The sequence below is a fragment of the Serratia plymuthica NBRC 102599 genome (genome assembly GCF_001590925.1).
GTDB lineage: Bacteria > Pseudomonadota > Gammaproteobacteria > Enterobacterales > Enterobacteriaceae > Serratia > Serratia plymuthica.
In genome coordinates this window covers 82,945-101,163 of the sequence record NZ_BCTU01000011.1, presented here as the reverse complement: position 1 = coordinate 101,163, position 18,219 = coordinate 82,945, and the positions used below count along the sequence as shown (strand labels likewise).

General features: G+C 59.4%; 13 protein-coding genes and 1 riboswitch. Of the genes, 11 read left to right on the top strand and 2 right to left on the bottom strand.

What is annotated here, in order from left to right; all coding sequences use genetic code 11:
- Positions 1 to 32 precede the first annotated feature (32 nt).
- The 7 genes from sgrR (at position 33) to ilvN (ending at position 7,481) form a co-directional block, all read left to right on the top strand.
- Complete coding sequence (sgrR, locus tag SPL01S_RS07760) at positions 33 to 1,694, top strand: HTH-type transcriptional regulator SgrR (protein ID WP_063198692.1); 1,662 nt, start codon at positions 33 to 35, stop codon at positions 1,692 to 1,694.
- 37 nt (positions 1,695 to 1,731) lie between these two features.
- Positions 1,732 to 1,857, top strand: a riboswitch (TPP riboswitch).
- Positions 1,858 to 1,912: 55 nt separating this feature from the next.
- Positions 1,913 to 2,899: a thiamine ABC transporter substrate binding subunit gene (gene thiB / locus SPL01S_RS07755; RefSeq protein ID WP_063198690.1), complete on the top strand. Its 987-nt coding sequence runs from the start codon at positions 1,913 to 1,915 to the stop codon at positions 2,897 to 2,899.
- Complete coding sequence (thiP, locus tag SPL01S_RS07750) at positions 2,875 to 4,482, top strand: thiamine/thiamine pyrophosphate ABC transporter permease ThiP (RefSeq protein ID WP_063198687.1); 1,608 nt, start codon at positions 2,875 to 2,877, stop codon at positions 4,480 to 4,482. Before thiB ends, thiP begins: the two co-directional genes overlap by 25 nt.
- Positions 4,469 to 5,173: a thiamine ABC transporter ATP-binding protein ThiQ gene (gene thiQ / locus SPL01S_RS07745; RefSeq protein WP_004950092.1), complete on the top strand. Its 705-nt coding sequence runs from the start codon at positions 4,469 to 4,471 to the stop codon at positions 5,171 to 5,173. The genes thiP and thiQ overlap by 14 nt, the downstream gene beginning before the upstream one ends.
- 88 nt (positions 5,174 to 5,261) lie before the next feature.
- Positions 5,262 to 5,378, top strand: a complete 117-nt coding sequence (gene ivbL, locus SPL01S_RS25195) for an ilvB operon leader peptide IvbL (RefSeq protein WP_208295193.1) — start codon at positions 5,262 to 5,264, stop codon at positions 5,376 to 5,378.
- 111 nt (positions 5,379 to 5,489) lie between these two features.
- A complete protein-coding gene (ilvB, locus tag SPL01S_RS07740; RefSeq protein ID WP_062791259.1) occupies positions 5,490 to 7,184 on the top strand; it encodes an acetolactate synthase large subunit in 1,695 nt (564 codons plus the stop codon).
- Between the two features lie 3 nt (positions 7,185 to 7,187).
- Positions 7,188 to 7,481 carry an acetolactate synthase small subunit gene (ilvN, locus tag SPL01S_RS07735; protein WP_004950087.1) on the top strand — a complete coding sequence of 98 codons (294 nt, stop codon included), beginning with the start codon at positions 7,188 to 7,190 and terminating at the stop codon, positions 7,479 to 7,481.
- An 82-nt stretch (positions 7,482 to 7,563) separates the two neighbouring features.
- Here ilvN and SPL01S_RS07730 read toward each other — a convergent pair whose 3' ends face one another.
- On the bottom strand, positions 7,564 to 8,331 hold the full coding sequence (locus tag SPL01S_RS07730; protein ID WP_063198685.1) for a DedA family protein: 768 nt from the start codon (positions 8,329 to 8,331) through the stop codon (positions 7,564 to 7,566).
- Between the two features lie 183 nt (positions 8,332 to 8,514).
- Here SPL01S_RS07730 and SPL01S_RS07725 point away from each other — a divergent pair, with 183 nt between their 5' ends.
- The 3 genes from SPL01S_RS07725 to rluA all read left to right on the top strand — a co-directional run bounded on the left by SPL01S_RS07725 (position 8,515) and on the right by rluA (position 14,759).
- Positions 8,515 to 10,878 carry a DNA polymerase II gene (locus tag SPL01S_RS07725; RefSeq protein ID WP_063198682.1) on the top strand — a complete coding sequence of 788 codons (2,364 nt, stop codon included), beginning with the start codon at positions 8,515 to 8,517 and terminating at the stop codon, positions 10,876 to 10,878.
- Between the two features lie 269 nt (positions 10,879 to 11,147).
- Complete coding sequence (gene rapA / locus SPL01S_RS07720; RefSeq protein WP_063198679.1) at positions 11,148 to 14,054, top strand: RNA polymerase-associated protein RapA; 2,907 nt, start codon at positions 11,148 to 11,150, stop codon at positions 14,052 to 14,054.
- A 54-nt stretch (positions 14,055 to 14,108) separates the two neighbouring features.
- On the top strand, positions 14,109 to 14,759 hold the full coding sequence (gene rluA / locus SPL01S_RS07715; RefSeq protein ID WP_062869609.1) for a bifunctional tRNA pseudouridine(32) synthase/23S rRNA pseudouridine(746) synthase RluA: 651 nt from the start codon (positions 14,109 to 14,111) through the stop codon (positions 14,757 to 14,759).
- A 40-nt stretch (positions 14,760 to 14,799) separates the two neighbouring features.
- Here the strand turns inward: rluA and djlA are convergent, their stop codons facing one another.
- Positions 14,800 to 15,606, bottom strand: a complete 807-nt coding sequence (djlA, locus tag SPL01S_RS07710; protein WP_062869608.1) for a co-chaperone DjlA — start codon at positions 15,604 to 15,606, stop codon at positions 14,800 to 14,802.
- 228 nt (positions 15,607 to 15,834) lie between these two features.
- On the opposite strand from djlA, the gene lptD reads away from it, so the two are divergent.
- Complete coding sequence (gene lptD, locus SPL01S_RS07705) at positions 15,835 to 18,198, top strand: LPS assembly protein LptD (protein ID WP_062869607.1); 2,364 nt, start codon at positions 15,835 to 15,837, stop codon at positions 18,196 to 18,198.
- The last annotated feature ends 21 nt before the right edge of the window (positions 18,199 to 18,219 follow it).

The window sequence follows — 18,219 nt, the reverse complement described above, 5'->3', positions numbered from 1 at the left end:
TTGATGAATTGATGCCGGAGTGTTCCTCTTTTATGTCTACCTCACGTTTGCAACAACAGTTCATTCGCCTGTGGCAGCGCTGCCACGGCGAGACCACCGACACCACGCTGCAAGAGTTGGCCGAAGTGCTCACTTGCTCGCGCCGTCACGTGCGTTCATTGCTCGGCGCCATGCAACAGCAAGGGTGGCTGACCTGGCAGGCGGAATCGGGGCGCGGCAAGCGCTCGCGGCTGACCTTCCACTATACCGGCCTGGCCCTGCAGCAGCAGAGAGCGGAGGAACTGCTGGAGCAAGACCGCATCGATCAACTGGTGCAACTGGTCGGCGATAAAAACGTGGTACGGCAGATGCTGTTGTCCCAACTTGGGCGCAGCTTTCGGCAGGGTAAACACATCCTGCGCGTGCTCTACTATCGCCAACTGTACAACCTGCTGCCCGGCTCGGCGCTACGACGCTCGGAAACTCACCTGGCCCGGCAGATTTTCAGCGGTCTGACGCGGATAAACGAGGAAAACGGGGAACTTGAGTCGGACCTGTCGCATCACTGGCAGCCGCTGACGCCTTTGCACTGGCGTTTTTATCTGCGCCCGGCGATACATTTTCATCACGGCCGCGAGCTGGAAATGGACGATGTGATCAGCTCCCTCACTCGTCTGATCCCTCAACCGCTGTTTTCGCATATCGAGAGCGTGGCCTCACCGACGCCTTTCGTGATTGACGTGCACCTGCACAGCCCCGATTACTGGCTGCCCTGGCTGCTGGGCAGCGTGCCTGCCATGATCCTGCCGCGCGAGTGGCAAAGCATGCCGAAGTTCTCGCGCCATCCGGTGGGCACCGGGCCGTACAGCGTGGTGCGCAACCACCGCAGCCAGATGAAAATCCACGCCTTCGATGACTACTTCGGCTATCGGGCACTGATTGATGAGGTGAATATCTGGGTGTTGCCGGAGCTCACCGAAGAGTTGGTGCATTCCGGCGTGCAGTTGCAGGCGGATGACACCGGCAACAACGAGCTGGAAAGCCGGCTGGAGGAAGGCTGCTATTTCCTGCTGTTCGATCAGCGCTCTCCTTTGGCGGCCGATCCGGCCATTCGCAGCTGGCTGTGCGAACTGATTAATCCCATCTCGCTGCTGGGCAACGCCGGACCGGTTTATCAACGCTATTGGTCACCGGCCTATGGCATCCTGCCGCGCTGGCATCACAATCGCGCGCTGGCGCAACAACCCAAGCCGGCCGGGCTGACCGAGTTGACGCTGACCTACTACAGTGAACACTCGGAATTTCACGCCATTCGACAGGCAATTGAACCGCTGCTGGCATTGCACGGGGTGCGACTTAACGTGCAGACGGTGAGCTACGACGCCTGGCATAAAGGAGAGGCCACCAGCGATCTGTGGCTGGGTAGCGCCAACTTCTACCTGCCGCTGGAGTTCTCGCTGTTCGCCACCCTGTATGAGTTGCCATTGATGCAGCACTGCATGAATGACGATCTCGCCGCAGATGCGGCGCTGTGGCGCGCCAATGCCCTGCCGCTGGCGGATTTTTGCCAACGCTTGGTCAACGGTCACCAGTTACACCCGCTGTTTCATCATTGGCTGCAACTGCACGGCCAGCGCAGCATGCGCGGTGTGCGCATGAACACCCTTGGCTGGTTTGATTTTAAATCCGCCTGGTTTGCGCCGCCGGAAGCATAAGCGCCTTTCGCCGGCGCCCGTTAATCTCTACAATAGCGCCGTCTCAACGGGGTGCGAAACGGCGGCGGCGCGATGAAAACGCGGCGTGCAGGTTTTGCTGAGAACAAACCCGTCGAACCTGATCCGGTCAATACCGGCGGAGGGATTTGAGCATAGCGACCCGGTTTAATCACCTCGCCCTCAGATACCTTTGCCCCCTTATCTTTCAGGAGTGCAAAGTGGTCAAAAAAAGCCTGCCCTTATTACTGTTGTTGTGTGCCGCTTCGGCGTTTGCCAAGCCCACGTTGACGGTCTACACCTATGATTCCTTCGCGGCCGACTGGGGCCCTGGCCCGGCGGTGAAAAAAGCGTTCGAAGCGGACTGCAACTGCGAGCTGAAATTCGTCGCGCTGGAAGACGGCGTTTCGCTGCTTAACCGCCTGCGCATGGAAGGGAAAAACAGCACCGCCGACGTGGTGCTGGGGCTGGACAACAACCTGCTGCAAGCCGCGCAACAAACCGGTTTATTCGCGCCAAGCCGCGTTGACGGCGCCAAACTGAGCGTGCCGGGCGGCTGGCAGGATAAAACCTTCGTGCCTTATGACTACGGCTACTTTGCCTTCGTTTACAACAAAGACAAGTTGAAGAACCCGCCAAAAAGCCTGCAGGAACTGGTCAACAGCGATCAAAACTGGAAGGTGATCTACGAGGATCCGCGCACCAGCACCCCAGGCCTGGGCCTGCTGCTGTGGATGCAGAAAGTGTTTGGCGATAACGCGCCGGAAGCCTGGCAGAGACTGGCGAAGAAAACCGTCACCGTCACCAAAGGCTGGAGTGAAGCCTACGGCCTGTTCCTGAAAGGCGAAGGCGATCTGGTGCTCAGCTATACCACCTCCCCGGCTTATCATCTGATCGAAGAGAAGAAAGACAGCTACGCCGCGGCCAACTTCAGCGAAGGCCATTATCTGCAGGTGGAAGTGGCAGGCAAACTCAAGGCCAGCAAGCAGCCTGAACTGGCGGAGCGCTTCATGCAGTTTATGGTGACCCCGGCGTTCCAGAACACCATCCCAACCGGTAACTGGATGTACCCAGTGATCAAGACTCAACTGCCGGCCGGCTTTGAGCAAATGACCGTACCCCAGACCGCGCTGCAATACAGCGCCGAAGAGGTCGCCAAACAACGCGGTAACTGGATCCGGGCATGGCAAACCGCCGTCAGCCGCTGATCCCGCACTGGCTCTGGCCGGGGCTGCTGGCCGCCGGCCTGATCCTGACCGTCGCCGCGCTGGCGATGGGCTCGCTGTGGCGGCACGCGCCGGAAAGCGATTGGCGCGGCCTGTGGCAGGACAGCTACCTGTGGCACGTAGTCCGCTTTACCTTCTGGCAGGCGTTGCTGTCTGCGCTGATCTCGGTGCTGCCCGCCATCGCGTTGGCACGTGCGCTATACCGCCGCCGCTTTCCCGGCAGGCTGTTGCTGCTGCGTCTGTGCGCCATGACGCTGGTGCTGCCGGTCTTGGTGGCGGTATTCGGCCTGCTCAGCGTGTATGGCCGACAGGGCTGGCTGGCATTGCTGTGCGGCTGGCTCGGCATCAACTACAGTTTTTCCCCCTATGGTCTGCAGGGCATCCTGCTGGCGCATATGTTCTTCAATCTGCCGCTGGCCGCCCGCCTGTTGCTGCAGGCGCTGGAAAACATTCCGGTCGAACAGCGCCAACTGGCAGCTCAGCTCGGCATGAACGGCTGGCAACAGTTCCGCTTCGTCGAGTGGCCGGCGTTGCGCCGCCAAATCCTGCCGAGCGGCGCGCTGATCTTCATGCTCTGTTTCGCCAGCTTCGCCACCGTGTTGTCACTGGGCGGCGGGCCGCAGGCCACCACCATAGAACTGGCGATCTACCAGGCGCTGAGCTATGACTACGATCTCAGCCGCGCCGCCCTGCTGGCGCTGATCCAGTTGGCGTGCTGTCTGGGCCTGGTCGTGCTCAGCCAGCGGCTGAGCCAGGCGCTGCCGGTCGGTAGTACTCAGGCCCACATCTGGCGCAATCCCGAAGACAGCCTGTGGCGTCGCGCCAGCGATTTTCTGCTGATCGCCGCCGCCCTGCTGTTGCTGTTGCCCCCGCTGCTGGCGGTGATTGCCGATGGCGCCAATCAGACGATGGTCAGCGTCCTGCAACAGCAGGTGCTGTGGCAAGCGCTGTTCACGTCACTGCGTATCGCCCTCGGTGCCGGCGCGTTGTGCGTGGTGTTGACCATGATGCTGCTGTGGAGCAGCCGAGAACTGAAGCTGCAACAGCGGTTGCGCTGGGGCCAAACGCTTGAACTGAGCGGCATGGTGATTCTGGCGATGCCGGGGATCGTGCTGGCCACCGGTTTTTTCCTGCTGTTGAGCGATACTGTCGGGTTGCCGCAATCGCCCTATGCGTTGGTGATCCTCACCAATGCGCTGATGGCGGTACCCTACGCCCTGAAGGTGCTGGAAAACCCGATGCGAGACCTGGCCGAGCGTTATAACCCGCTGTGCCTGTCGCTGGGTATGCACGGCTGGCAGCGGCTGCGCTGGATCGAGCTGAAAGCGCTGCGCCGCCCGCTGGCGCAGGCGCTGGCTTTCGCCTGCGTGCTGTCGATCGGCGATTTCGGCGTGGTTGCCCTGTTTGGCAACGAGCAGTTCCGCACCCTGCCTTTTTACCTGTATCAGCAGATCGGCGCCTATCGCAGCAATGACGGCGCGGTCACCGCACTGTTGCTCCTGCTGCTGTGCTTCCTGCTGTTTACCCTGATCGAACGCTTACCGGGGCGCCATGCTGACGCTTGAAAAACTGACTTATCTGTATGAACACCTGCCGATGCGCTTTGATCTGCGCATCCGGCCGGGCGAACGTGTCGCGGTGCTCGGCCCCAGCGGCGCGGGTAAAAGTACCTTGCTCAGCCTGATCGCCGGTTTCCTGCCGGCCGCCAGCGGCAAGTTGCTGCTGAACGGCAGCGACCACACCGGCACGCCGCCGGCCAAAAGGCCGGTCTCGATGCTGTTTCAGGAAAACAACCTGTTCGCCCACCTGAGGGTGGCGCAGAACATCGGATTGGGCCTTGACCCCGGGCTGCGGCTTAACGCGGACCAGCAACAACAGTTGGCGCAGATTGCCCGCCAGGTGGGGTTGGAGGAGCATCTGCAGCGCCTGCCGTCACAGCTTTCCGGCGGCCAACGCCAGCGCGCAGCCCTGGCTCGCTGCCTGATCCGCCAGCAGCCCATCCTGCTGCTCGACGAACCTTTCTCGGCGCTCGACCCCGCGCTGCGCAATGAGATGCTGCAACTGTTGCAAGAGGTTTGCGACCAACGCAACCTGACGCTGCTGATGGTGTCGCACAACCTGGATGACGCCGCACGCATCGCGCCGCGCACCCTGTTGGTGGTCGACGGGCGTATTTATTACGACGGCTCCACGCAGGCGCTGCTGGACGGCAGCGCGCCGGAAGCCCGGGTGCTGGGCATTTCGCACAAACCGTGATCTGCAGCGCGTTTTTTATGCTGGACGAATAAACCTGTTGTGCGAATTTTTCGCCTGTGGTTTTATAAAAACCTGACTTTTATTACTGATGATAAGGTTCCCTGTGATCGCATCCTCGCTGACTTCGACCCTACTAGTTACCGCGCTACCAGCCGCGGTGATGGTCGTCGTGCGTGTGGTGGTGGTCGTCGGCAATGCGCCGTAGGGTCCGAATCAACGCATCGATTCCCAAACCCCGCCGGCGCAAACCGGGCGGGGTTTCTTGTTTTAGCTCCCTGCCCAGAAAAGCGAACCGGCCCTGAGAAAGGATAGGAACATGGCAATTTCGGGCACGCCACATCAAGGCCAACGCTTCACCGGCGCAGAACTGATCGTTCATTTGCTGGAGCGCCAGGGCATCACCACCGTAGCCGGCATTCCCGGCGGTGCGGCACTGCCGCTGTATGACGCGCTGAGCCAAAGCACCCGCATTCACCACGTGCTGGCACGCCACGAACAGGGCGCAGGCTTTATGGCGCAGGGCATGGCACGCGCCAACGGCAAGGCGGCGGTCTGCATCGCCTCCAGCGGGCCGGGGGCGACCAACCTGGTCACCGCCATCGCCGACGCCAAACTCGATTCCATCCCGCTGGTGTGCATCACCGGCCAGGTGCCCTCTTCCATGATTGGCACCGACGCCTTTCAGGAAGTGGATACCTACGGCATCTCGATTCCCATCACCAAGCACAACCACCTGGTGCGCGACATCCGCGAACTGCCGCAGGTGATCTGCGACGCATTCCGCATCGCCGAATCCGGCCGCCCCGGCCCGGTATGGATTGACGTGCCGAAAGACGTACAAACGGCAGTGATCACTCTGGATGAACTGCCGCCCGTCGCGGTGCCTGACGCAGCGCCGGCCTTCGAAGCCGCAGCAGTGGCGCAAGCCGCCGCAATGATCAACCAGGCCAAGCGCCCGGTGCTGTATCTGGGTGGCGGCATTATCTGCGCCAACGCTTACCAACAAGCGATTGAGCTGGCCGAACGCGCCAACCTGCCGACCACCATGACGCTGATGGCGCTGGGCGCCATGCCGGTGCAGCACCCGTTGTCACTGGGCATGCTGGGGATGCATGCGGCCCGCAGCACCAACTTTATTCTGCAGGAAGCCGATCTGCTGATCGTATTGGGCGCACGCTTTGACGATCGGGCGATTGGCAAAACCGAACAGTTCTGCCCTAACGCCAGCATCATCCACGTGGATATCGACCGCGCCGAACTGGGCAAGGTAAAGCAGGCGAATATTGCCATTCATGCCGACGTCGGCCAGGTGCTGCAACAGCTGTTGCCGCAGATTGAAGCGCAGCCGCGCAGCGAGTGGCTGGACACCGTCAACGGCCTGAAACGCGAGTTCCCGTTCAGCATGCCAAACGCCGAAGATCCGCTGAGCCACTACGGGCTGGTGCTGGCCGCCGCACGCTGCGTGGATGAAAGCGCCATCATCACCACCGACGTGGGCCAGCATCAGATGTGGGTGGCCCAGGCCTATCCACTCAGCCGGCCGCGCCAGTGGCTGACCTCCGGCGGCCTGGGCACCATGGGCTTCGGCCTGCCGGCGGCTATCGGCGCGGCGCTGGCCGAACCGCAGCGCAAAGTGCTGTGCTTCTCCGGCGACGGCAGCCTGATGATGAACATCCAGGAAATGGCTACCGCCGTCGAACACGATTTGGACGTGAAGATTATCCTGATGAACAATCAGGCGCTGGGGCTGGTGCATCAGCAACAAACCCTGTTCTATCAGCAGCGCATCTTTGCCGCCGCCTACCCGAAACGCACAGATTTTATCAAGATTGCCGCCGGGTTCGGGCTGGACACCTGCGATCTGAACGCCGCAGAAGATCCGCAGGCCGCGCTGGCCGAGGCGATCCAACGCCCTGGCCCGTGCCTGATCCACGCGCTGATCGATATCAATGAAAAAGTCTTCCCGATGGTGCCGCCGGGCGCCGCCAACATCGACATGATTGGAGAATAAGCCATGTCAGAACAACACAATAATCCACAGGTGATCCTTGAGCTGGCGGTCCGCAACCATCCCGGCGTGATGTCGCACGTGTGCGGTCTGTTTGCGCGCCGCGCCTTCAACGTGGAAGGCATCCTGTGCATGCCGCTGAAAGACGGCAAACAAAGCCGGATCTGGCTATTGGTGGCGGACGATCAACGGCTGGTGCAGATGATCAGCCAGGTAGAAAAACTCGAGGACGTGCTGCAGGTGAAACGCCACAGCGAAGACGTGCGGGTGTTTGAGCAGTTGGAAGCGTTCTTCCAGTAATGTGGACAAGTACCAAAGCCTTATCCCCGATGAATTTCACGCGACAGCATTGTTCGCTGCCGCGTGAAAAACAACGGGGATATCAACCGGCCAGTACTTTCCACAACAGGTGACGATACACCGGCATCAACGGCTGTTGGTATAGGGAATAAAAGGCGCCGAAAGCAAGCACCCAACTCAGCACGCAGGCCATCCGCAACCGCACCGGCGACAGCCAGGCGCTCAGCCGATCGGCGCTGCGCTTGCCTTCACGCCACCAACGCCAGCTCAACCAGGCGGCCAGCCAAATCAGCACCACCACCGCAAACAGCAACCATTTGAATAACGCGCTGTTGGCGCTGGCAGGAATGTCTATCGCCACGCCGGCCAAAATACCCGGGAAGAAATAGACCGGCGGCCAGGTGATGCAGCCGATAATGTTAGGCAGGGCGAATTTGTACGGCGGCAGATCGAGCATCCCGGCCACCATCGGCACCAGTGGACGCGTCGGGCCGACAAAACGGCCAATCAGAATGGTCGCCATACTGTGTTGATGCAGCGCGTGCTCGGTCTTGTCCAGCATCGCCTTGTTCTTTTTTAGAAATGACCAGCGGTGCAGCGGCCCCTTGAAAGCGCGGCCGATAAAGTACGAGATCCAGTCCCCCAGCAGGCAACCGAGGATCCCCGCGCCCCAGGCGTAATAGAAATCCACCTGGCCGCTGCCGATCAGCGCGCCGATGCTGGCCATCATTACCGTGCCGGGCAGTAACAACCCAACCAGCGCCAGCGATTCCAGAAACGCGACAAACATGACGACCATCAGAGTGAAAGCCAATGACTGGGTGATCAGATGCTGCAAATAGGCTTCCATAAACCTCTACTCGTTATCAAAAGCGCGTGGGCGTGGGATTGTCCGGTGCGGTCGGAAGTGAGTCAACCGATGAATTGTATGCGTTTTTAGCGGAACCGCCCGGCAATGGACAATGACTGTATAAAAACCCATACTGTAACTTATGCCTATCCCCTTTCAGTTTAGCTTCTCAGGAACCGCGTGATGTCACTCCAACAGGGTTTTCTGCTCACCCGCCACTGGCGCGATACGCCCGCAGGTACCGAGGTGGAGTTCTGGCTGGCGACCGACCACGGGCCGCAGCAACTTCGCCTGCCACCGCAAAACTCCGTAGCCTTTATCCCCGCCGAACAGCGCCAGCGCGCTGAGCTGTTGCTGCGTGAAGAGCGGCAACTGGAGCTGAAAACCCTGCCGCTGACCGATTTCCATCACCGCCCGGTGCTGGGGTTGTATTGCCGCCAGCACCGTCAATTGATCAAACTGGAAAAGCTGCTGAAAGACGGCGGCGTCAATGTCTACGAAGCCGATATCCGCCCGCCGGAGCGCTACCTGATGGAGCGTTTTATCACCGCGCCGGTGTGGTTCAGCGGCCGGCCCAATGGCAGCGGCCCACTGCTCGACGGCCAGATGAAACCGGCGCCGGATTACCGCCCGACGCTGAAAATGGTCTCGCTGGACATTGAAACCACCGCCCACGGCGAGCTGTATTCAATAGCGCTGGAAGGGTGCGGTCAACGCCAGGTGTACATGCTGGGGCCGGCCAACGGCGGCAATGAACCGCTGGATTTCGAGCTGGAATACTGCACCAGCCGTCCACAGATGCTGGAACGGCTGAATCAGTGGCTGGAACGGCACGATCCGGACGCCATCATCGGCTGGAACCTGGTGCAGTTCGATTTGCGCGTGCTGCAAAAACACGCCGAGCGCTACCAAATCCCTCTGCGGCTGGGCCGTGGCGGCAACCTGCTGGAATGGCGCGAACACGGCTTCAAGCAGAATCACTTTTTCGCCTCTGCCGCCGGGCGGCTGATTATCGACGGCATAGAAGCGTTGAAATCCGCCACCTGGAACTTCCCTTCTTTCAGCCTGGAATACGTAGCGCAGGCGCTGCTGGGAGAAGGCAAATCCATCGATAACCCCTACCAGCGGATGGCGGAAATCGATCGGCGCTTCGCCGAAGACAAACCGGCGCTGGCGCGCTACAACCTGAAGGACTGCGAGTTGGTCACGCGGATTTTCGCCAAAGCCGAGCTGCTGACCTTCTTGCTGGAGCGCGCGACCGTCACCGGGCTGGCGGCGGACCGCAGCGGCGGTTCGGTGGCCGCGTTCAGTAATCTGTATATGCCGCGCATGCACCGGCTGGGTTTTGTGGCGCCCAACCTCGGCGAGCAGCCGGAGGAACACAGCCCCGGCGGCTTTGTCATGGATTCCCAACCCGGCCTGTATGACTCGGTGCTGGTGCTGGATTACAAAAGCCTGTACCCGTCGATCATCCGCACCTTCCTGATCGATCCGGTCGGGCTGGTAGAAGGCATGCAGCACCCGGGCGATGCCGATTCGGTACCCGGTTTTCGCCACGCGCGTTTCTCGCGCGATAAACACTGCCTGCCGGCGATCGTCGAACAGATCTGGCAAGGGCGCGAGGCGGCAAAACGCCAACAGAACAAGCCGTTATCCCAGGCCTTAAAAATCATCATGAACGCGCTGTACGGCGTGTTGGGATCGAGCGGCTGCCGCTTTTTCGATCCCCGCCTGGCGTCGTCGATCACCCTGCGCGGCCATGAGATCATGCGCCAGACACGCGAACTGATCGAGGCACAGGGCTATCAGGTGATCTACGGCGACACCGATTCTACCTTCGTCTGGCTCAGGCAACCGCACAGCGAACAGCAAGCGGCACAGATTGGCAGGGCGTTGGTGCAACAGGTTAACCAATGGTGGCAGCAGCATCTTCAGCAGCAATTCGGGCTGGAGAACGCGCTGGAACTGGAGTTTGAAACCCATTACTCGCGCTTCCTGATGCCCACCATCCGCGGCGCCGAGCAAGGCAGTAAAAAGCGCTATGCCGGGCTGATCGTCAAAGCCGACGGCAGCGAAGAAATGGTCTACAAAGGGCTGGAGACGGTGCGTACCGACTGGACGCCGCTGGCGCAACAGTTCCAGCAGTTGCTGTACCAGCGCATATTCAAACAGCAGCCGTATCAGGATTTTGTGCGTGAATACGTCAGCAAAACGCTTAACGGCGACTTTGACGATCGGCTGGTCTACCGCAAGCGCCTGCGCAGGAAACTGGAAGAGTATCAGCGCAACGTGCCGCCGCACGTCCGCGCAGCACGTATCGCCGACGACTATAATCGTCAACAGGGTCGACCGCTGCAATACCAGAGCGGCGGCTGGATCAGCTACGTCATGACCGTGGCCGGGCCGGAACCCCTGGAGACCCAGCAGTCGGCAATAGATTACCAACATTATCTGGACCGTCAGTTGCAACCGGTGGCAGACGCTATACTCCCTTTTCTGCATGACGATTTTACCACGCTGGTCACCGGGCAGATGGGGCTGTTCTGACATTGCGCCCGCCATGCGGGCTTTGGCGAAGGGTTAAGAAAAATCATCGGGTTTTGCAGGTGACGAACGCGCCGCCTTCCATTACCATAGCGCCCTTCCCAAATTCTGAACCACGCTGCGCCCATGCCGTCTCGCGACGCCCGCATGGCGTGAACAGCTATTGCCCGTCAAATTAAAATAAACCGGGATTAGCAAACGTTTGATACAGGTGCCGCGGCCCTTCCCGCCCGGTAACAAGACTTACTTAAAAAGAATCGAGCCAACAACATATGCCTTTTACACTTGGTCAACGCTGGATCAGCGATACGGAAAGCGAATTAGGTCTGGGAACCGTCGTGGCGCTGGATGTGCGCATGGTTACCCTGCTTTTCCCCGCCACCGGTGAAAACCGCCTCTATGCCAGAAGTGACTCGCCAATCACCCGCGTGATGTTCAATCCGGGCGACACCATCAGTAACCACGAAGGGTGGGAGCTGCAGGTAGAAGAGGTCAAAGAGGATAACGGCCTGCTGACCTATATCGGCACCCGCCTGGACACCCAGGAAAGCGGCGTGGCGATGCGCGAAGTGCTGTTGGACAGCAAGCTGACCTTCAGCAAGCCGCAGGACCGTCTGTTTGCCGGCCAGATCGACCGTATGGATCGCTTCGCCCTGCGTTATCGCGCGCGTAAATACCAAAGCGAGCAGTATCGCCTGCCGTTCGCCGGCCTGCGCGGCATGCGTGCCAGCCTGATCCCCCACCAGTTGCACATCGCTTATGAAGTCGGGCAGCGCCATGCGCCGCGCGTACTGTTGGCGGATGAAGTCGGTCTGGGGAAAACCATCGAAGCCGGGATGATCATCCATCAGCAACTGCTGGCGGGCCGCGCCGAGCGCGTACTGATCGTGGTGCCGGAAACGCTCCAGCACCAGTGGCTGGTCGAAATGATGCGCCGCTTCAACCTCTATTTCTCGCTGTTCGACGACAGCCGTTACTCGGAAGCCAAACTCGACAGCAGCAATCCGTTTGAAACCGAACAGCTGGTGATCTGCTCGCTGGACTTCGTGCGCCGCAACAAGCAGCGCCTGGAAGAGCTGGCGGACGCCCAGTGGGATCTGCTGGTGGTCGATGAAGCCCACCACCTGGCCTGGAGCGAAGACGCGCCAAGCCGCGAATACCAGGTCATCGAACAGTTGGCGGAACACATCCCCGGCGTACTGCTGCTGACCGCAACCCCGGAACAACTTGGCCAGCAAAGCCACTTCGCCCGTCTGCGCCTGCTGGATCCGAGCCGTTTCCACGATTACCAAGAATTCGTCAGCGAACAGCAAAAATACCGCCCGGTCGCCGATGCCGTTACCCTGCTGCTGAGCGGCGAGCGTCTGGCCGATGACAAGCTGAACATGCTGGGCGAACTGATCGACGAGCAGGACATCGAACCGCTGCTGAAGGCCGCCAATAGCGACGCCGAGGGCGCCGAGCAGGCGCGCCAGGAGCTGGTCACCATGCTGATGGACCGCCACGGCACCAGCCGCGTGCTGTTCCGCAACACCCGCAACGGCGTTAAAGGCTTCCCGCATCGCAATCTGCACCAGATCAAGCTGCAACTGCCGACCCAGTACCAGACCGCCATCAAAGTGTCCGGCATCATGGGGGCGAAGAAAACGGTTGAAGCGCGCGCGCGCGATATGCTGTACCCAGAGCAAATCTACCAGGAATTCGAAGGCGAGAACGCCACCTGGTGGAACTTTGATCCGCGCGTGGAGTGGCTGCTGGACTACCTGGTGGCCAACCGCGATAAGAAAGTGCTGGTGATCTGCGCCAAGGCCGACACCGCGCTGCAACTGGAACAGGTGCTGCGTGAGCGTGAAGCGATCCGCGCTGCGGTGTTCCACGAAGGGCTGTCGATTATCGAACGTGACCGCGCCGCCGCCTACTTCGCTTCAGAAGAAGACGGCGCCCAGGTGTTGCTGTGCTCGGAGATCGGTTCCGAAGGCCGCAACTTCCAGTTCGCCAGCCACCTGGTGATGTTTGATCTGCCGTTCAACCCGGATCTGCTGGAGCAGCGTATCGGCCGTCTGGACCGTATCGGCCAGATGCATGAAATTGAAATCATGGTGCCGTACCTGGAAAACACCGCTCAGGCGGTGCTGGTGCGTTGGTTCCATGAAGGGCTGGATGCCTTTGAGCACACCTGCCCGACCGGCCGCACCATTTATGACAGCGGTTACGAGCAGTTGATCGGCTTCCTGGCTGCGCCGACCGAGCATGAAGGGCTGGACGAATTCATTCACGCCTGCCGCCAACAGCACGATCACCTCAAAGCGCAACTGGAGCAGGGCCGCGATCGCCTGCTGGAAATGCACTCCAACGGCGGCGAGAAAGCTCAGGCACTGGCGGAGGCCATCGCCAATCAGGACAACGACGTCAATCTGGTGGGCTTTGCGCTTAACCTGTTCGACATCGTCGGCATCAACCAGGACGATCGCAGCGACAACCTGATTGTGCTGACGCCGTCCGATCACATGCTGGTGCCGGACTTCCCTGGCCTGCCGCAAGACGGCTGCACCGTCACCTTCGATCGCGAACAGGCGCTGTCGCGTGAAGACGCGCAGTTCGTCAGTTGGGAACACCCGATCATCCGTAACGGCCTGGACCTGATCCTGTCCGGCGATACCGGCAGCTGTGCGGTGTCCCTGTTGAAAAACAAGGCGCTGCCGGTCGGCACCTTGCTGGTCGAACTGGTGTACGTGGTGGAGTCGCAGGCGCCGAAACACCTGCAACTGACCCGCTTCCTGCCACCGACGCCAATCCGCATGCTGATGGACCGCAAAGGCACCAACCTGGCGGCGCAGGTCGAATTCGAAAGCTTCAACCGTCAGTTGAACGCGGTCAACCGCCATACATCCAGCAAGTTGGTCAACGCCGTACAGCAGGACGTACATGCCATGCTGCAACAGGCGGAAAGCCTGGTTGAAGACCAGGCGCGCGCGCTGATTGAACAGGCGAAACAAGAAGCGGATGACAAGCTGAGCACCGAACTGGCGCGTCTGGAAGCGCTGAAGGCGGTTAACCCGAACATCCGTGATGACGAAGTGGAAGCGCTGGAGTTCAACCGTAAACAGGTACTGGTCAACCTGAATGAAGCGGGATGGCGTCTGGACGCTATCCGTCTGGTGGTGGTCACTCACCAGTAACCTGCGGCACGGGGAACTCCGGTTCCCCGGGCGGTCACTTTCAGCGGAGCCAAGATGGAACCCTACAATCCCCCTCAGGACCCGATGCATATTCTGTATCAGGATGAGCACATTATCGTGGTCAACAAGGCCAGCGGCCTGCTGTCGGTGCCCGGCCGCGCGCCGGAAAACAAAGACAGCCTGATGACGCGCATTCAGGCGGACTTTCCGGCGGCCGAATCGGTACATCGCCTGGACATGGCGACCAGCGGAGTGATTGTGGTGGCGCTGAACAAGGCCGCAGAGCGTGAGCTCAAGCGTCAGTTCCGCGAGCGCGAGCCGAAGAAATCCTATATCGCCCGCGTGTGGGGCCATCTGGAGCACGATGAAGGGCTGGTGGATTTACCGCTGATTTGCGACTGGCCGAACCGGCCGCTGCAGAAGGTGTGTTTCGAAACCGGCAAAGCGGCGCAAACCGAGTATCTGGTGTTGTCGCGCGATGCCGATGGCAGTACACGGGTAAAACTGACGCCGATCACCGGCCGCTCTCACCAGTTGCGAGTGCATATGCTGGCGCTGGGCCACCCGATCCTCGGCGATGGGTTCTATGCGCATCCCGAAGCCAAGGCAATGGCGCCGCGATTGCAACTGCATGCGCAGGAACTGCGCATCACCCACCCGGCATTCCTGACGCCGATGCATTTCCGCGCCGAACCGGATTTCTGAATCGCATTTAAAACGGGCCCAGCATGCTGAGCCCTTTTTCTTATTTGAAGCCTTTCTCGCGCTTGATCAGGTCATACGCCGCCTGAATCTCCTGCGCTTTCTGCTTGGCCATTTCCATCATTTCCGGCGGTAAACCTTTCGCTACCAGTTTATCCGGATGATGTTCGCTCATCAGCTTGCGGTAGGCACGCTTGATGGTGGTGGCATCGTCACTGCTGCTGACGCCCAGCACTTTGCAGGCATCCTCCAGCGTCGGTCCGCGTTGCGCTTGCTGATAGCCGCCCTGCTGCCCGCCGCCAAACTGGCGCCCGCCTTCCATCATGCTGAGGAACTGATCGAACTGCGCGCGTGAAATGCCCAGTTCTTCAGCGATCACATACAGCACCTGACGTTCGTTCGGATGCAGCGAGCCGTCGGCAAACGCCGCCTGGATTTGAATTTCCAGAAACATCCGAATCAGGTCAAAACGCCCGAAACAGATGCTGCGGAACTGCTGCAACGTCTCTCTCAGCGGGAACTGGCTCTGTTTGCCTTCGCGAAACGCCTGCTGCGCCGCCGTACGGGCTTCCCCGTGCAGTTGCAGACGATCCATAAACAGGCTGGCGATCTGAATATCCGCCTCGGTAACGCGCCCTTTTGATTTGGTCAGGTGACCCATCACCTGAAAAGTGGTGCGGAAAAACAGCGTTTGCCGCGTTTGCTGATCGGCGAAAAAGCCCCGGCTGCGCTTGTTGCTGCGCGCAGTGTCGATCATATGACCGACAATCAGCCCCAAAACTACACCCCAGAATCCCGCGCCAGCCCAAATGGCAACGATGACCCCGAGCAGTTTTCCCCAATACTGCATATACTCCTCAATTATCATGCCGAAAGCCGCCGGCTCCCTTGTGTCTTAGATAAGGGTTAAGGCGATTTTTCCCAGGATTTGGATTATCATACCTGTCATTTATCTTTGCGCCTAACGACGACGCAAGTAAACGGCAGGATTTAACACTAGCGCAACGCAGATGAGTGATATAGTCTCTGACCGTTTGCCGGACATGACGCCTCTGATGACGGAACACCAAAACCGCGTATGAAAAAAAGTTTCCCAACACTGCTGGCCACAATGATTTGGACGGCACTCTACAGTCAGCACGCGCTGGCTGATCTGGCCGAGCAATGCATGCTTGGCGTCCCTGTTTATGACAAACCGCTGGTCAGCGGCGATCCGAACAGCCTGCCTGTCACTATCAATGCGGATGACTCTAAAGCAGACTATCCGAAAAGCGCCCTGTTCACCGGCAACGTGAATATTGAACAAGGCAACAGCACCCTGACCGCCAAGCAAGTGGAACTGAACCAGACGCAAACTCCGGGGCAAGCCGAACCGGTGCGCACCGTGACTGCGACCGGCGACGTGCACTACAGCGACAATCAGATCAAGCTGAAAGGCCCGAAAGCCTGGTCAAATCTGAACAACAAAGATACCGACGTCTATGAAGGCGACTACCAAATGGTAGGCCGTCAGGGGCGTGGCGACGCCGATAAAATGAAGATGCGCGGCGCCAACCGTTACACCATTCTGGAAAACGGTACCTTCACCTCTTGTTTGCCTGGCGACAACAGCTGGAGCGTCGTCGGTTCAGAAGTGATCCACGACCGCGAAGAGCAGGTGGCCGAAGTCTGGAATGCCCGTTTCAAAATCGGTGGCGTACCGGTGTTTTACAGCCCGTACCTGCAATTGCCGGTCGGCGATAAACGCCGTTCAGGTTTCCTGATCCCGAATGCAAAATACGGCAGCAGCAATGGCTTTGAGTTCATGTTGCCGTATTACTGGAACATCGCGCCTAACTTCGACGCTACCATCACACCGCACTACATGTCCAAACGTGGCCTGCAGTGGCAGAACGAATTCCGCTATCTGGTGCAACCCGGCCTGGGCCTGATGGAGTTCGACTGGTTGCCGGACGACAAGGAATACAGCAAGGATAACCCTGACGACAGCACCCGTTGGTTGTTCTTCTGGAAACACAACGGCGTGATGGATCAGGTGTGGCGTTTCAACGTCGACTACACCAAAGTCAGCGACTCCAAATACTTTACCGATCTGGACTCGAAATACGGCTCAACCACCGACGGTTACGCAACGCAGAAATTCAGCGTCGGCTATGCCATCGACAACTGGGATGCCACCTTAAGCTCCAAGCAGTTCCAGATCTATGACGACACCGACCGCAGCCAATCGGATTCGTACAAGGTTCAGCCGCAGCTGGACCTGAACTACTATAAAAACGATCTCGGTCCGTTCGATTTACGCATTTACGGCCAGGCGGCCAAGTTCACCAGCGTGAACCCCTACAGCCCGGATGCGACCCGTTTGCACCTGGAGCCGACGCTCAATCTGCCGTTGACCAACGGTTGGGCCAGCCTGAACACCGAAGCCAAACTGCTGGCCACCCATTATCAGCAGGATATTCCTGACGGCTTTGCCAACAACTACAAGAGCCGTACCGGCAACGACGCGCCAGACCTGCAAGACTCGGTCAACCGTGTGCTACCGCAGTTCAAGGTCGACGGCAAGCTGGTGTTCGAGCGCCCGATGATCTGGACAGAAGGCGCTACCCAGACCCTCGAACCGCGCTTCCAGTACCTGTACGTGCCTTATCGCGACCAAAGCAACATCTACACCTACGACACCACGCTGCTGCAGACCGACTACTCCGGCCTGTTCCGCGACCGGACATACAGCGGCCTGGATCGCATCGCCTCGCAGAACCGTGTATCCACCGGTTTAACCACGCGAATTTATGATGACGCGCTGGTTGAACGTTTTAACGCTTCCGTGGGTCAAATCTACTACTTCAGCCGTTCGCGTACCGGCGACCAGACGACGAACTACGACAACAACGATAATACCGGCAGCCTGGCTTGGGCTGGCGATACCTATTGGAAGATTGACGATCGTTGGGGACTGCGTGGCGGGCTGCAGTATGATACGCGCCTGAACAGCATCTCATTGGGCAACGGCGTGCTGGAGTACCGCCAGGACGCTGAACGCGTTCTGCAGTTGAACTACCGCTACGCAACGCCGGAATATATCCAGACGGCGCTGAACACCAGGCAGGTTCCAGCTTATCAGGACGGGATCTCTCAGGTGGGCGTAACCGGCAGTTGGCCGATTGTCGATCGCTGGTCAATCGTGGGCGCTTATTACTACGACACCCGCGCGCAACAGTCCGCCGATCAGTTGCTCGGTCTGAAGTACAACACCTGCTGCTGGGCGGTGACTCTGGGCTATGAACGCAAGATCACCGACTGGAACAACAGCAACCAAAGCAGCGTTTATGACAACAAAGTTTCATTCAATATCGAACTGCGTGGCCTGAGCAGCGATCACAGCCTGGGCTCCGCGGAAATGCTGCGTTCCGGCATTCTGCCTTACCAGCGTGCGTTTTGATACTTTGTAACACTTTGAAAA

What these genes read in the sequence shown, in the direction of transcription:
- SPL01S_RS07725 (WP_063198682.1), top strand. Translation starts at nt 8,515, where the DNA reads ATGTCACTCCAACAGGGTTTTCTGCTCACCCGCCACTGGCGCGATACG.
- ilvB (WP_062791259.1), top strand. Translation starts at nt 5,490, where the DNA reads ATGGCAATTTCGGGCACGCCACATCAAGGCCAACGCTTCACCGGCGCA.
- djlA (WP_062869608.1), bottom strand. Translation starts at nt 15,606, where the DNA reads ATGCAGTATTGGGGAAAACTGCTCGGGGTCATCGTTGCCATTTGGGCT.
- rluA (WP_062869609.1), top strand. Translation starts at nt 14,109, where the DNA reads ATGGAACCCTACAATCCCCCTCAGGACCCGATGCATATTCTGTATCAG.
- thiQ (WP_004950092.1), top strand. Translation starts at nt 4,469, where the DNA reads ATGCTGACGCTTGAAAAACTGACTTATCTGTATGAACACCTGCCGATG.
- lptD (WP_062869607.1), top strand. Translation starts at nt 15,835, where the DNA reads ATGAAAAAAAGTTTCCCAACACTGCTGGCCACAATGATTTGGACGGCA.
- ivbL (WP_208295193.1), top strand. Translation starts at nt 5,262, where the DNA reads ATGATAAGGTTCCCTGTGATCGCATCCTCGCTGACTTCGACCCTACTA.
- sgrR (WP_063198692.1), top strand. Translation starts at nt 33, where the DNA reads ATGTCTACCTCACGTTTGCAACAACAGTTCATTCGCCTGTGGCAGCGC.
- ilvN (WP_004950087.1), top strand. Translation starts at nt 7,188, where the DNA reads ATGTCAGAACAACACAATAATCCACAGGTGATCCTTGAGCTGGCGGTC.
- SPL01S_RS07730 (WP_063198685.1), bottom strand. Translation starts at nt 8,331, where the DNA reads ATGGAAGCCTATTTGCAGCATCTGATCACCCAGTCATTGGCTTTCACT.
- rapA (WP_063198679.1), top strand. Translation starts at nt 11,148, where the DNA reads ATGCCTTTTACACTTGGTCAACGCTGGATCAGCGATACGGAAAGCGAA.
- thiP (WP_063198687.1), top strand. Translation starts at nt 2,875, where the DNA reads ATGGCAAACCGCCGTCAGCCGCTGATCCCGCACTGGCTCTGGCCGGGG.